Origin of the sequence: Fulvimonas soli (assembly GCF_003148905.1) — a bacterium.
Lineage (GTDB): Bacteria > Pseudomonadota > Gammaproteobacteria > Xanthomonadales > Rhodanobacteraceae > Fulvimonas > Fulvimonas soli.
The window spans coordinates 1-12,940 of sequence record NZ_QGHC01000015.1 but is presented as its reverse complement, the minus strand read 5'-3'; the positions used below and the strand labels follow the sequence as shown (position 1 = coordinate 12,940).

At 72.5% G+C, this 12,940-nt stretch carries 13 protein-coding genes; 5 read left to right on the top strand and 8 right to left on the bottom strand.

Translation table 11 applies throughout. The features are described from left to right. Positions 1-21: 21 nt before the first annotated feature. From pdsR to C7456_RS14940, 5 genes are all read right to left on the bottom strand, one after another. Positions 22-711 carry a proteobacterial dedicated sortase system response regulator gene (gene pdsR, locus C7456_RS14960; RefSeq protein WP_109724612.1) on the bottom strand — a complete coding sequence of 230 codons (690 nt, stop codon included), beginning with the start codon at positions 709-711 and terminating at the stop codon, positions 22-24. Between the two features lie 780 nt (positions 712-1,491). Further along, positions 1,492-2,301, bottom strand: a complete 810-nt coding sequence (locus C7456_RS14955) for an SEL1-like repeat protein (RefSeq protein WP_109724611.1) — start codon at positions 2,299-2,301, stop codon at positions 1,492-1,494. 135 nt (positions 2,302-2,436) lie between these two features. Further along, complete coding sequence (rpe, locus tag C7456_RS14950; RefSeq protein WP_109724610.1) at positions 2,437-3,105, bottom strand: ribulose-phosphate 3-epimerase; 669 nt, start codon at positions 3,103-3,105, stop codon at positions 2,437-2,439. A 133-nt stretch (positions 3,106-3,238) separates the two neighbouring features. Then, positions 3,239-4,051, bottom strand: coding sequence for a co-chaperone DjlA (djlA, locus tag C7456_RS14945; RefSeq protein ID WP_109724609.1), 813 nt, complete (start codon positions 4,049-4,051; stop codon positions 3,239-3,241). Further along, positions 4,048-4,365: a c-type cytochrome gene (locus tag C7456_RS14940; RefSeq protein WP_109724608.1), complete on the bottom strand. Its 318-nt coding sequence runs from the start codon at positions 4,363-4,365 to the stop codon at positions 4,048-4,050. Before C7456_RS14940 ends, djlA begins: the two co-directional genes overlap by 4 nt. 124 nt (positions 4,366-4,489) lie before the next feature. Between C7456_RS14940 and C7456_RS14935 the strand changes: the two genes are divergently transcribed. From C7456_RS14935 to C7456_RS14925, 3 genes are read left to right on the top strand one after another with little or no spacing between them, the layout of a single operon-like run. After that, positions 4,490-5,386 carry a phosphoribosylaminoimidazolesuccinocarboxamide synthase gene (locus C7456_RS14935; RefSeq protein ID WP_109724607.1) on the top strand — a complete coding sequence of 299 codons (897 nt, stop codon included), beginning with the start codon at positions 4,490-4,492 and terminating at the stop codon, positions 5,384-5,386. A gap of 28 nt (positions 5,387-5,414) precedes the next feature. Next, on the top strand, positions 5,415-5,885 hold the full coding sequence (locus C7456_RS14930) for an Mpo1 family 2-hydroxy fatty acid dioxygenase (protein ID WP_109724606.1): 471 nt from the start codon (positions 5,415-5,417) through the stop codon (positions 5,883-5,885). After that, positions 5,882-6,292 carry a hypothetical protein gene (locus C7456_RS14925; protein WP_109724605.1) on the top strand — a complete coding sequence of 137 codons (411 nt, stop codon included), beginning with the start codon at positions 5,882-5,884 and terminating at the stop codon, positions 6,290-6,292. Before C7456_RS14930 ends, C7456_RS14925 begins: the two co-directional genes overlap by 4 nt. A gap of 18 nt (positions 6,293-6,310) precedes the next feature. Here the strand turns inward: C7456_RS14925 and C7456_RS14920 are convergent, their stop codons facing one another. Next, positions 6,311-6,742 (bottom strand): hypothetical protein, encoded by a 432-nt coding sequence (locus C7456_RS14920; protein WP_139942965.1) that lies wholly within the window; start codon positions 6,740-6,742, stop codon positions 6,311-6,313. A 142-nt stretch (positions 6,743-6,884) separates the two neighbouring features. On the opposite strand from C7456_RS14920, the gene C7456_RS14915 reads away from it, so the two are divergent. Next, positions 6,885-8,228, top strand: coding sequence for a DNA polymerase Y family protein (locus C7456_RS14915; RefSeq protein ID WP_109724603.1), 1,344 nt, complete (start codon positions 6,885-6,887; stop codon positions 8,226-8,228). Positions 8,229-8,312: 84 nt separating this feature from the next. Here C7456_RS14915 and C7456_RS14910 read toward each other — a convergent pair whose 3' ends face one another. Next, positions 8,313-10,469, bottom strand: coding sequence for a beta-agarase (locus C7456_RS14910; protein ID WP_211306337.1), 2,157 nt, complete (start codon positions 10,467-10,469; stop codon positions 8,313-8,315). A 50-nt stretch (positions 10,470-10,519) separates the two neighbouring features. Next, positions 10,520-11,848: an APC family permease gene (locus C7456_RS14905; RefSeq protein WP_109724602.1), complete on the bottom strand. Its 1,329-nt coding sequence runs from the start codon at positions 11,846-11,848 to the stop codon at positions 10,520-10,522. Positions 11,849-12,086: 238 nt separating this feature from the next. Between C7456_RS14905 and dinB the strand changes: the two genes are divergently transcribed. Then, positions 12,087-12,940: DNA polymerase IV (gene dinB, locus C7456_RS14900; RefSeq protein ID WP_245889894.1), on the top strand; the 854-nt coding region annotated here is incomplete at its 3' end.

Here is a 12,940-nt window from a genome sequence, read left to right as displayed (position 1 = left end):
CACTCGCCTCTCACCACTCCCTCACGGCCTCCACCGATACCCCACCCCATGCACCGTCTCGATCGCGTCGAAGTCCGGCGCCACCGCGACGAACTTCTTGCGGATGCGCTTGATGTGCGAGGTGATGGTGGCGTCGTCCACCACCAGCTCGGCCTCGCGCATCAGCTGGTCGCGGTTCTTCACGTGGCCGGGGAAGCGCACCAGGGTGTGCACCATCCAGAACTCGGTGACGGTGAGCGGCACTTCCTCGCCGTTCCAGGTGATGCGCATGCGCTCGGACTCGAGCTTGAGCGGGCCGTGCTCGATCACCGTCTCGCTGGAGGCCGGCGCCTTCATCGACTCGATGCGGCGGAACAGCGCGGCGATGCGCGCGGCCAGCTGGTGCAGGCTGGTGTCCTTGCTGAGGTAGTCGTCGGCGCCCAGGCGCAGGCCGGAGATCACGTCGAAGTCCGAGTCGCGCGCGGTGAGGAAGATGATCGGCAGCGTGGCCGACTTCGCGCGCAGCTCGCGGCACAGGTCGAAGCCGCCCTCCGGCTCGTCGCCCAGGCCGATGTCGATGATGACCAGCTCCGGCAGCTTCATCGCGAAGGCGCCGGAGGCCTCCTGCCGCGAGCCGTAGCCGCGCGTGTCGTAGCCGAAGCGGTTGAGCGCCTCGACGTAGTTGGCGCGGATCAGCGGTTCGTCCTCGACGATGGCGATGCTGCGGCCCATGGCTGGCTCCCTGGTGGATGGCGCGCAGCGTGCTATGCGCGCCGCGGCCACGCAAGCCGGCTGCCGGCGCTGCCCGCGTTTTGCCCGATTCCGTCGGCAAGCCGCCCCGGCACGGGCGGCGGCATCGCCGCGGCGCGGGCTTTCATGACCACCAACCTAGGAGAACCCCCATGCCGCGCCCCGACCAGCCACACCCCGATCCCGATGCCGAACTGCACGGCTTCGAGCCGCTGCGCGTGGCGCTGGCCTTCGGCGCGCTGCTGCTCGGGCTGGTGCTCGGGCTGCACTAGGCGAGGCATCGCGCGATGACCGACGAATCCGATTCCCACGTTGCCGTGGAAGGCTGGCAGGCGGCCGGCGCGCAGGGAGGCGCGCCGGCCGACCGGGCCGCGGAACCCGATCCGGACTGGCAGCCGCTCTGAAACGGCGGCTTCGGGCCGATGTGCTGCACCCCGTTCCTTCATCCCCTCCGCGCGAGGGGATTTTTTTGCGGCCGACCGCCAGGCCAGCCCGTGTTCGGCCATTGCTCGCGACGTCAAAACGTCATCTTCGGGAAGTTTTTTTTGCGGCCGCCACGGAACCATTTGCGCCGGGGCCGGTCCGAATCCACGGCAGGCGCGTTCCATTGCCGTGGAAGCCACGATGGCGGGCGTTCCGCCGCGTGGCAGCGCGGCTGCCATGGTGATCTCCTCTGCGTCCGACGACGCTTGACTCTCTCCCCCGGCGCCGCGGCTTGCCGCGCCGGGTTTTCTTTTGCCGCACCCGGGCTGCTCTGGCTGGTTACGGCTTCGATTTCCCGCCTGTCGTCGGCTCTTTCTGGTAGGCCCCGGGAGGAGTCACCTCCAACAGCGGACCGACGCTGACATGTCCGGACAGGCCATCGAACAGGCTGTTGGCGTATTTGTCCATCTGCCGGGCCAACGTCGTGGAGGATACGGTCATCTGACAGCCGCCGGCCGAGTCCGCGTCCTGCGAGCCGGGTTGCGGCGGGGCCAGGTCACGCGCGGTCAATCCGGCGGCGCACCAGCGCGCGCCCAGGGTTTCGTCCCGCATGATCTGCATGCGCGCGTACTGGTAATGCCGTTCGGAGCGCTTGGCGGCATGCGCATCGCCATATTTGGGTAACATCGACCGCCACAGCGCGCTGGCCCGCGCCTTCTCCTCGGGCGAGGCCTTCTGCCAAGCCGACTGGAACACAGCCAGGTAGTTGGGATCCTTGCGCTCGGCCGCCAGACCCAGCCATGCAAGACCCTGGGGCCTGTCCATGGCGACGATGTCGCCGTTGAAATACCCGACTCCCAGCGTGAACTGCGCCGGCTTGCTGCCCCAGGCCGCCGCGATCTTCAGCATGTCCACGCCACGGGCATTGTCGTTGCGCGCCAGATCCCGCGCGCCGACGCAGTAGTAATAGATGCCCGGCAGGATGCCCTCCAGCCCGCGTGGACAGCCCAACTCCTGCAGGGACTTCAGGTCCACCGCCTCCGGATCGCTCTGCGCCGGCGCAGCCTGCGCTCCAAAGTCGACGGCATGCGAGGCGGAAGCCAGGAGCATGCCGATGGCCAGAAGGCAATTCCTGATCCCGATCTCCATGTCCTCACCTCGCCCAGCAGGTATCGAGTCGACGAAACGATAGTCCTGGTCGGCGCGGAATGCACGACACGGTTACGGCTGGACAGCCGTGGTCCGGCGTCAGCGGTCGCACGTTCCGCCGGAGGGCGATCCGGCTCAGCCGATCGCCCGGCGCATCGCCGCGATGACCTCGGCGTAGTCGGGCGCGCCGAAGATGGCCGAGCCGGCGACGAAGGTGTCGGCGCCGGCGGCGGCGATCCCGCCGATGTTCTGCACGCCCACGCCGCCGTCCACCTCCAGGCGGATCGCGCGGCCGCTCTCGTCGATGCGCCGGCGCGCCTCGCGCAGCTTGTTGAGCGCCTCGGGGATGAACTTCTGCCCGCCGAAGCCGGGGTTCACCGACATGATCAGCACCAGGTCGAGCTTGTCCAGCACGTGGTCGAGCCAGTTGAGCGGCGTGGCCGGGTTGAACACCAGCCCGGCCTGGCAGCCGGCGTCCTTGATCAGCCCGAGGGTGCGGTCGACGTGCTCGCTGGCTTCCGGGTGGAAGCTGATCAGGCTGGCGCCGGCCCTGGCGAAGTCGGGCGCGATGCGGTCCACCGGCCTGACCATCAGGTGCACGTCGATCGGCGCGGCGATGCCGTAGTCGCGCAGCGCCTTGAGCACCATCGGCCCCATGGTGAGGTTGGGCACGTAGTGGTTGTCCATCACGTCGAAGTGCACCCAGTCGCCCCCGGCGGCCAGCACCCGGGCGGTGTCCTCGCCCAGCCGCGCGAAGTCGGCGGAGAGGATGGAGGGGGCGATGATGGGGGGTTGTTTGCTCATGGGAACGGGGAACGGGGAACGGGGAACGGGGAACGGGGAACGGGGAACGGGGAACGGGGGGGAGTATCGGGTGGCTTGAAGGCATGCGCAAACCCACAAGGGCCCGCAAGGCTTCCGTTCCCCGTTCCCCCGCTTACTTGAACCCCCGCTCCGCCTTGATCCGCTCGTAGGCGGCATTGATCTCGCTGGCGCGCGCCTCGGCGCGCCGGCGCATGTCCTCGGGCAGGTCGCCCAGGCGGTCGGGATGGTGCTCGGAGATCAGCTTGCGGTAGGCGCGCTTCACCGCGCGGTCGTCGGCGTTGCGCTGGATGCCGAGCACGGCGTAGGGGTCGGGCCCCTGCGCGCTGCGCTGCGGCGGCACGTAGCCGCTGCCGCCGGGCCCGCGGCCGGGGCCGCGCGCGCCGCCGTAGGCGCCGTTCCAGGCGTAGCCCTTCATCGCCATCAGCGCCATCAGCTCCATGTCGCTGATGCGCAGCGCGAAGGCGAGCTGCTGCAGGATCGCCATCTTCTGCGGCGAGGGCTGGCCTTCGGCCAGCACCGTCTCGATCACCACGTCCAGCACCGGGAAGGCGTGGTCGCGGCGCAGGCCGACCCAGTGGCGCAGCTCCTCGATCGGCCGGCGCACGTCGAACTCCGGCTGCTTGCCGGCGTTGAAGCTGGCGATCGCCTCGCGGCGCTGCTCGGCGGACAGGCCCATGCGGGTCATCAGCCGCTCGGCGATGGCGATCTCCGCCTCCGACACGCGCCCGTCGGCCTTGGCCACCGCGCCGAGCAGCGCGAACAGCGGGCCGACGAAGCCGCCGGCCGAGGGCGTGGCGCGGTAGCGCTGGCTCTGCCGCAGGCTGTCGACGACGAAGCCGATCACGCCGCCGACCACCATGCCCGGCAGGCCGTGGCCGAGGATCAGCCCGAAGAAGGCCAGCAGCAGGGTCCAGGAGAAGTTCATGGGCGCGGCGCCTGGGGCGTCTGCGCGCTGTACCAGCGCGCCAGGGCGTCGAGGTCGGCGTCGCCGACCGGGCCGATCGCCGCGCGCATCAGCGGCGCGGCGCGGCGGCCGTCGCGGTACTGCTTCAGCGCCTCGCGCAGGTAGTCCAGCCGCTGCCCGGCCAGGTTGGGCGCGCCGGGGACCTGCGCCATGCCGGTCTCGCCGTGACAGGCCGCGCACAGGCCCAGCCGGGCCGGGCGGGCGGGCGCGTCGGCCGCGGAGGCGGCGAGGGGCAGCAGGGCGGCCAGCAGCGCCGCGGTCGGGGAAGCTCGCATCGGCAAGGGGTCGGATCGGGAGCGGCCGATTCTAGCAGCGCGGCCGGCCTCGCCGGCGCCGGCGGCCAGCCGGCGGTCCCTGCCGGTAGAATGGACGCCTTCCCGCCGCTCCCCGGACCCCGCCGTGCCCACCACCCTGCTGCAATCCGACCTGCCCGGCCTCGAGCTGATCCATCGCGGCAAGGTCCGCGACGTCTACGCGCTGCCCGGCGAGCGGCTGCTGATCGTCGCCACCGACCGCCTGTCCGCCTTCGACGTGGTGCTGCCCGACCCGATCCCCGGCAAGGGCGAGATGCTCACGCAGATCTCCAACTTCTGGTTCGGCAAGACCGCGCACATCGTGCCCAACCACCTGCTCGACGTGCCGCTGGCCGAGGTGCTGCCGCCGGGCACCGACCTGAAGCTCTACGAGAAGCGCGCGGTGGTGGCGCGGCGCCTGAAGCCGGTGCCGGTGGAGGCGATCGCGCGCGGGTATCTGATCGGCTCCGGCTGGAAGGACTACCAGGCCACCGGCGCGCTGTGCGGCATCCGGCTGCCGGCGGGCCTGCGGCAGGCGGAGCAACTGCCCGAGCCGATCTTCACGCCGTCCACCAAGGCCGCGGTGGGCGACCACGACGAGAACGTCAGCTTCGACGCGGTGGTGGACGCCGTCGGCCTCGAGCTGGCGAGCCAGGTGCGCGACGCCACGCTGGCGATCTACCGCTGGGCCGCCGCCTACGCCGCCGAGCGCGGCATCATCATCGCCGACACCAAGTTCGAGTTCGGCACCGACGCGGACGGCCGGCTCTACGTGATGGACGAGATGCTCACGCCCGACTCCTCGCGCTTCTGGCCCGCCGACCAGTACCGCGTGGGCATCAGCCCGCCGAGCTACGACAAGCAGTTCGTGCGCGACTACCTGGAGACGCTGGACTGGAACAAGCGCGCGCCGGGGCCGCATATTCCCGCCGGGGTGATCGCCGGCACCGCGGCGAAGTACGCCGAGGCGCTGCAGCGACTCGCCGGCATCCGGCTCGACTGAGGCTTCACCACACGCGGGGGACATCGCCATGCGCACCATGCAGGACTGGCTGGACAGCTACAGCGCCGACCACCGGAACCCGATCAACCAGCGGCTGCACTGGCTGTGCGTGCCGCCGATCGTGTGGACGGTGATCGCCCTGCTGTGGACCGTGCCGGTGCCGCCGGCCTGGGCCAAGCCCGGCGCCTGGGCGGTGCTGGCGATGTTCCTGGCCTTCGTCTGGTACTACCGGCTGTCGCGCCGGCTGGGCCTGGCGCTGCTGCTCGCCTTCGCGCTGCTGGGGCTGTTCACCGGCTGGCTGTACGGCGTGCTCGGCGCGGTCCATCTGCGCTGGCTGGCGGTCGCCGTGTTCGTGCTGGCCTGGATCGGCCAGTTCGTCGGCCACCACTACGAAGGCCGGCGGCCGAGCTTCTTCACCGACCTGTCCTACCTGCTGGTCGGCCCGGCCTGGCTGATGGAGAAGCTGCTGCGCCGGCTCGGCTTCAGGGCGGGCGCATGAGCAACCTGCTCGCCCTGCTCGGCAGCCTGCTGTGGTGGGTGCTGTACGGCTCGATCTTCGCGCTGTTCTTCGCCCTGGTCGCCTGGGCCGTGCTGCGCTGGGCCGAGCGCTGCAACGTGGTGTTCAACCGCGTCTACCTGGCCTGCCTGCTGTGGAGCCTGGCCGGCATGCTGCTGGTCGTCGGCGTGGCCGCGCACGAGGGCATGCTCAGGCCGCCCTACGTCGCGCTGATCGCCTCCACGCCGCTGCGCCTGGCGCTGGTGCTCGACATGCTGCTCGGCGCGCTGCTGCTGTGGCGGCTGGTGCCGCGCGCGGACGCGCGGCGCATCCGCCTGGCCAGCGCCTGCATGGCGGTGGCCGCGGTGACGGCGATCGGCTTCGGCGCGGCGACCAGCCTGGCCGGCTAGGCCACCGCGCCGGCGGCCTCAGCCGTGGTGCATCCCGGCCAGCAATGCGCCGCCGAACAGCACGCTGAGCACGAGCCCGGCGACGATGCCGAGCGCGATGAACATCACCAGGTAGAGCAGCTGCACCAGGCAGGCCTTGCCGAAGTCCAGCCGCGTGCCGGTCGGCGCGGGCAGCATGAAGTGGACCGCCGCGGCGCCGGCCAGGAAATGCACGGGCACGGCCAGCAGGCCGCCGCCGGTGTGCAGTAGCACGCGCAGCACCAGCGCCGCCACCCAGCCGGCGATGCCGCCCACCAGCACGGTGCCCAGCGCCGTCAGGTAAGACGGCAGGGTGCCGACCACGATGCGGTAGGCCAGGCTGAGCAGCAGCGCGCCCACCAGCAAGCTGACCACCACCATTCCCAGCAGGCCCAGCATTCCCATGCCGGCCAGCACGCCCAAGCTCGCCATCGTCGTGTCCCCCCTCTCGCCGAAGTCGCCGTGCGCCCCCGCGCCGGCCTGGCGGCGATCCTAGCCGATCGCCGCGCGGGACGCCGGTTTGTCTCCCGCGGCGAGACGGGCGCAAGCTATACCACCGCGCCCGGACCGTCCCATGAGCCTGCGCAGCCTGTTCGTCGACTTCAACAGCTACTTCGCCTCGATCGAGCAGCACGAGGCGCCGGTGCTGCGCGGCCGGCCGGTGGGCGTGGCGCCGGTGGACGCGGAAACGACCAGCCTGATCGCCGCCAGCTACGAGGCCAAGGCCCGCGGCGTGGGCACCGGCACGCTGGTGCGCGAGGCGCGCGAGCGCTGCCCGGAGATCGTCATCGTGACCGCGCGGCCGAAGCTGTACGTCCAGTGGCACGAGCGGCTGAAGCAGGCGATCGACCGCGCCATCCCGATCGCCCACGTCGGCTCGATCGACGAGATGGCCTGCGAGCTGGTCGGCCGCCAGCGCCGCCGCGAGGAGGCCGAGCGCATCGCGCGGCAGGTGAAGGCGGAGATCGCGAAGGCGGCGCCCGGCGGCGCGATCCGCTGCTCGATCGGCATCGCGCCCAACCCCTTCCTGGCCAAGACCGCCGCGGACATGGTCAAGCCCGACGGCCTCACCGTGATCGAGCAGGCCGACCTGCCGCAGGCGCTGCACGGCCTGGCGCTGCGCGACCTGTGCGGCATCGGCGCCTCGATGGAGGCACGGCTCAACGCGGACGGCATCCGCACCGTGGCCGAGCTCGCCGCCGCACCGAAATCGACCCTGCGCCACGCCTGGGGCGGCATCGAGGGCGAACGCATGTGGGGCCTGCTGCGCGGCGCCTGGCTGCCGGCCGCGCCCACCCGGCGCGGCTCGCTCGGCCACTCGCACGTGCTCGGCCCCGAGCTGCGCACGCCCGAGGGCGCGCTGGCGGTGCTCAAGAAGCTGCTGGTGAAGGCGGCGATGCGGCTGCGCCGCGACGGGCTGCTGGCCGGCGCGATGGACGTGCACATCCGCTTCGTCGGCCACGAGGAGCGCTGGAACGGCGCCCTCGCCTTCGACCCCACCGACGACAGCCGCGAGCTGCTGCGCCTGCTCAACCTCGCGCTCGACGGCGGGCGCAGGCCCGGCCGCCTGCTGCCCGGGCCGCGCGCCGTGCCGCTGTCGGTCAGCGTGACGCTGCATCGCCTCGCCGCGCGGGCGCAGACCAGCGGCTCGCTGTTCGCGCCGGCGCGGCGGCAGCGCGGGGTCGACGCGGTGGTGGACCGCATCAACGCCAGGTTCGGCTTCAACAAGGTCTACCCCGCCAGCACGCAGACCGCGCTGAAATACGACGCCGCGCCGATGCGCATCCCGTTCAACCGCATCCCCGAGGCGGACAGCGAGAACGAGGCCGACACCAACGCGCTGTGGCTGCAGTCGCTCAACCGCTTCAAGGCGATGGCGGAGGGCGAGCACCGCCGGCGCGAACGCAAGCCGCGCTGACGCCGGCCTCGGCCAAGCTGCGGCTACCGCCGCGCTGGACGGAAATGGCGCGCGCCCCGCGTCTTCTGCCGTGCGAAGCCGAGCTCAACGTCCCGACGCAGCGCGCGCGTTGGCGGCCCGCACCGCCTCGACGAAGCCACCGAACGGGATGTCGGTGATGCCGACCAGCCCGACGTGGCTGTTCTCGCCGTCGAGCAAGCGGCCGGTGACCGGCTGGTCGACATACTCGAACCAGTGCGCGCCGACCACCAGCGGCTCGCCCGCCGCGGCGGCGAGGTAGCGCGCATATGCCTCGCCGCGCTGCGCCTCGTTCCACACCGGCACCACGCCCTTGCCGAACGGGCCGCGATCGTCCGAGCCGAAGTGGAACTCGGTGAGCAGCACGGGGCGGTCGAGCCGGCGCAGCAGGGTCATGTCCAGCGCGTGCTGCGGCAGGTCGGCGTAGGCATTGAAGCTCAGCACGTCGCAATGCCGCGCGCAGGCGGCCACCGCCTCCGGCGTGGCCAGCGCGAAGCGGCCGCCCAGGAACAGGTGGTGCGGATCGTGCCGGCGGATCGCCGCGGCCACGGTGCCGAAATAGGCGTCCGCATAGCGGGCGAGCCAGGCCGCGTAGTCGGCGGCGATCGCCGGATGCGCCGCGTCCGGCAGGGGCGCCGCGAAGCCCGCCGGCGCGAGTGCCTGCCACGAAGGCAGCGCGATGCCCCATGCCGCGGCGAGCCTCGCCGGTTCGCCGTACTTGGCCTCAAGCTGCGCGATGAACGCCCGCTTGGCGTGGCTGCGCGGCTCGCCGCGCAGCGTGCCCTGCGCCAGCGCCCAGCGCCCCTGCGGGCCCGGCGCGGCCCAGGCCAGCTCGTTGTCGGCGAAGTAGCCGAGCAGCCAGGGGTCGTCGCGCACGCCCTCCGCCGCCTTCGCCGCGGCCGCGTCGGCCGCCTGCGCGAAGCTCGGGTCGAATGGGTCGGGCATGCGGCCCCACCAGTCGTAGCCGGTCGAGACGTTGCCGAACGTGCCCTCGATCTCCACCGCGCGCGTGTACGGCAGGCGGTGCGCCCGGCCGAGCGCCGGATCGCTCCAGTCGCCCAGCGTGTTGAAGCCCCAGGCGGCGAGCCGGTCCAGCGCGCGCCGGCGCCATGCGGCCAGCCAGTCCGCGCCATCCGCGCGGTACAGGTTGGCCGCATAGAAGTCGAACCAGGCGCCCCGGCCGTAGCCGAGCCCGGCGCGCGCGCCCAGCCCGCCGGCGCCTTCCGCGTCGCGGCCGTGGAACGCCCGCCATGCCCCGGCGGCCGCCGGCAGGCTGCGGAACATGAACTCGCGTCCCTCGACATGGCTGCGCCCGCCGTCGTCGTTCACCGCGTTCACGCCCAGCGAGAAGAAGGCGTGGCCTTCCGGCGTCACCAGCCACCAGCGGCCCTGGGCCTTCTGCGCGCGGAACCAGCCGGTGGCGTCGAGGCCACGGACGTCTGGACGTCCGCCGTAGCGGTCCAGGCCGGACGGCCGCGCCGCCTGCGCCAGTGCGGCGTCCTCGCGCGCATGCGCGGCGCGCAGGGTCGCGTCGTCGGCGATCTTCTCCGGCCAGTCGCCGCGCGTGGACTGGCCGTAGGCATCGACGATGCCGGCATAGGCCGCGTGCAGCGCGGCCTCGCCCGGCGCCGTGCCGATGCGGCCGAGCAGCACGTCCTGCGGCGCGTTCGGGGCCGGCATGCCCAGCCGCAGCGCGCGCACGTGGCGCAGGTCGAGCGTGCCCTCCACGGTGGCGGCCAGCAGCAGGCGCTGTCCCTGCGCCTCGAACGGCCAGGCCGGGCCCGCCTGCATGCCGAACGCCCGCGGCGAGACGGCCCGCAGCGGCAGCACCAGCGTCTGCGCGGGGCCGGCCGGCAGGGCCACGATGGCGCGCAGGCGCTGCGACGGGTCGGCGCCGTCGACCTCGACGGTCAGCGTCAGCGCCCACGGCATCGCGTTCTGCAGCTGGATGCGCAGTTCGCCCTGGCCGGTCCAGTCCCAGTCGCCCTCCGGTGGAGCCAGGCCGAGCTGCGGCGCAGGAGCGGGCTGGAAGGTGTAGCGGCGCAACGGCGGCCCCGGCGACACGGCCACCGCCTTCGCCTGCACGTGCGACAGGGCCAGCCGCGCCGCGGGCTTCGCCGCCGATGCGTCGAACAGCAAGCGTTGCGCCGGCGCGGGCAGCGCGCAGCCCATCGCCGCGGCGAGCAGCGCCCATCGCAGGGCCGTGCGCCGACCGCGCGCCATGGCGCACCGGAACGCCCCGGCGCAAGCCGCGACGCCGGAGCGCGGCGCCCTCATCCGGCCGCCTGCCGCTCCAGCCAGCGCCAGCCGTAGTAGGCCGGCACGCCCAGCGCGATGATCAGCAGGCTCATGCCGGCATCGCGCGGGTTGCTGATCGCCGTGGCCGCGATCACGCCGAGCACCGTGCCCACGAACAGCAGCGGCAGCCACGGATACAGCGGCACCTGGTAGGGCGAGGGCTGCCCGCGCAGGTGGCGCCGGTACCAGAACAGCGTGGCGATGCCGAAGGCATGCGCCAGCCATTCGCCCACCGTGGTGTAGTCGAGCAGCTGCCCGAAGCTGCCCGAGAGCGTGAGCACGATCGCCCACGCGCCCAGCGTGGCCAGCGCCACCTGCGGCGCGCGGCTCTGCGGCTCGATGCGGCCCACCGCGGAGAAGAACATGCCGTCCGCGCCCATCGTCTGCAGCACGCGCGCGCCGCCGGCGATGGCGATGTTGCAGTAGCCGAAGGTCGAGCAGGCGATGCCCAGCGCGATCAGCGTGGCGCCCTTCGCGCCGAACAGCCGCTGCATCAGGTCGGCCGCCGGGGCGTGGCTGGCCGCCAGGCCCTCGTGGCCCAGCCCGGCCAGGTAGGCGAGGTTGGCCAGCACGTAGCAAATCATCACGCCGAGCATGCCCAGCCCCAGCGCGCGCGGCAGCGTGCGCTGCGGCTCGCGCACCTCGCCGGCCAGGTCGTTGAGGTAGTGGAAGCCGCCGTAGGTGAACAGCACCGGCAGCAGCGCGCCGAACAGCGCGCCCGGCGGCACCGGGCGCGGCGGGTCGCTCGCCAGCACGGCGCCCAGGTGCCCGTGCGACAGCACCAGCCCGACCGTCACCAGCAGCGCGATCGCCGCCAGCTTGAGCACGGTGAAGATGTTCTGCACCCAGGCACCGGCGCGGATGCCGAACAGGTTGATGCCGACGATGAAGCTGATCGCCCCCACCGCCACCGGCTTGACGAAGATCACCGACAGGCCGAGCGCGGCGCAGAAATAGTCGGCGAAGGTGGTCGCCACCGCGGCCACGCTGCCGGGATAGTTGATCAGCGCCATGGTCCAGCCGAACAGGAAGGCCGGCAGCTTGCCGAAGGCCTCGCGCAGGTAGACGTAGGTGCCGCCCGCCTGCGGCCGCCGCGCGCCCAGCTCGGCGTAGCACAGCACGCCGGCCAGGGTGAGCAGGCCGCCCACCGTCCACAGCGCCAGCAGCTGCAGGCCGGTACCGGTGCGCTCGGCGATGGTGGCGGGCGTGCGGAAGATGCCCGCGCCGATCACGCCGCCGATCACGATCATCGCGGCGTCCCAGGTGCCGAGTCGGCGCAGGTAGCTTGGATTGGCCTGGCTCATGGCTTGCACGTCGTTCCTCGCGGCGGGTCCGCCAACGATAGCGTGTCGGCGTGGCGAGGTCGCCCCTGCCATCCCCGTCGCGCATGGCGACGGATGGCACTTGCTCCGCCACCGGGCCGGAGCGCCGGGAACGCCCCCGCCGGCCCGCCCGCGATGCGCCGCGCCACTAGAATCGACGGACCCCGTACGGATACTGCCCCGCGTGCCCGCCCCACCGCGCAAAATCGTGCACATCGACATGGATGCGTTCTACGCATCGGTGGAGCAGCGCGACGATCCCGCCCTGCGCGGGCGGCCGGTAGTGGTGGCCTGGCGCGGCGCCCGATCGGTGGTCTGCGCCGCCAGCTACGAGGCGCGCCGGTTCGGCGTGCGCTCGGCCATGCCGGCGCGGCGCGCCGAGCGCCTGTGCCCGCAGGCGCTCTTCGTGCCGCCCGATTTCGTGCGCTACAAGGCGGTGTCGCGGCAGGTGCGCGCGATCTTCGCCCGGCACACCGACCTCATCGAGCCGCTGTCGCTGGACGAGGCCTACCTCGACGTCACGGCGGGCCGATCCGGCCTGCCGTCGGCCACCGCCGTCGCCGAGGCCATCCGCCAGGCCATCCGCGAGGAAACCGGCCTGACCGCCTCCGCCGGCGTCGCGCCGAACAAGTTCCTGGCCAAGATCGCCTCGGACTGGAACAAGCCCGACGGGCTGTTCGTGATCCGGCCGCAGCAGGTACTGGACTTCCTCGCGCCGCTCCCGGTCGCCCGCCTGCCCGGCGTGGGCAAGGTGATGGAGGCGCGGCTCGTCGAGCTCGGCATCGCCACCGTCGGCGAGCTGCGCGCCCGCGACGCAGGCGAGCTCGAGCGGCGCTTCGGCCGCTGGGGCCTGCGCCTGCACGAGCTGTCGCGCGGCATCGACGACGCCCCGGTGCAGCCGAACCGGCCCACCATGCAGATCTCCTCCGAGGACACGTTCGAGCGGGACCTGACGCTCGACGAGCTCGAACCGCACGTGCACCGCCTAGCCGAGAAGACCTGGTTGGTCTACCAGCGGGAGGCGCAGCGGGTGGCGCGTAGCGTGGTGCTCAAGCTGAAGACGGCGGACTTCCG

Bases quoted from the DNA above. Each gene is read 5' to 3' on its own strand.
- pdsR (WP_109724612.1), bottom strand. From the start codon at position 711: ATGGGCCGCAGCATCGCCATCGTCGAGGACGAACCGCTGATCCGCGCC.
- C7456_RS14955 (WP_109724611.1), bottom strand. From the start codon at position 2,301: ATGGAGATCGGGATCAGGAATTGCCTTCTGGCCATCGGCATGCTCCTG.
- rpe (WP_109724610.1), bottom strand. From the start codon at position 3,105: ATGAGCAAACAACCCCCCATCATCGCCCCCTCCATCCTCTCCGCCGAC.
- djlA (WP_109724609.1), bottom strand. From the start codon at position 4,051: ATGAACTTCTCCTGGACCCTGCTGCTGGCCTTCTTCGGGCTGATCCTC.
- C7456_RS14940 (WP_109724608.1), bottom strand. From the start codon at position 4,365: ATGCGAGCTTCCCCGACCGCGGCGCTGCTGGCCGCCCTGCTGCCCCTC.
- C7456_RS14930 (WP_109724606.1), top strand. From the start codon at position 5,415: ATGCGCACCATGCAGGACTGGCTGGACAGCTACAGCGCCGACCACCGG.
- C7456_RS14925 (WP_109724605.1), top strand. From the start codon at position 5,882: ATGAGCAACCTGCTCGCCCTGCTCGGCAGCCTGCTGTGGTGGGTGCTG.
- C7456_RS14920 (WP_139942965.1), bottom strand. From the start codon at position 6,742: ATGGCGAGCTTGGGCGTGCTGGCCGGCATGGGAATGCTGGGCCTGCTG.
- C7456_RS14915 (WP_109724603.1), top strand. From the start codon at position 6,885: ATGAGCCTGCGCAGCCTGTTCGTCGACTTCAACAGCTACTTCGCCTCG.
- C7456_RS14910 (WP_211306337.1), bottom strand. From the start codon at position 10,469: ATGGCGCGCGGTCGGCGCACGGCCCTGCGATGGGCGCTGCTCGCCGCG.
- C7456_RS14905 (WP_109724602.1), bottom strand. From the start codon at position 11,848: ATGAGCCAGGCCAATCCAAGCTACCTGCGCCGACTCGGCACCTGGGAC.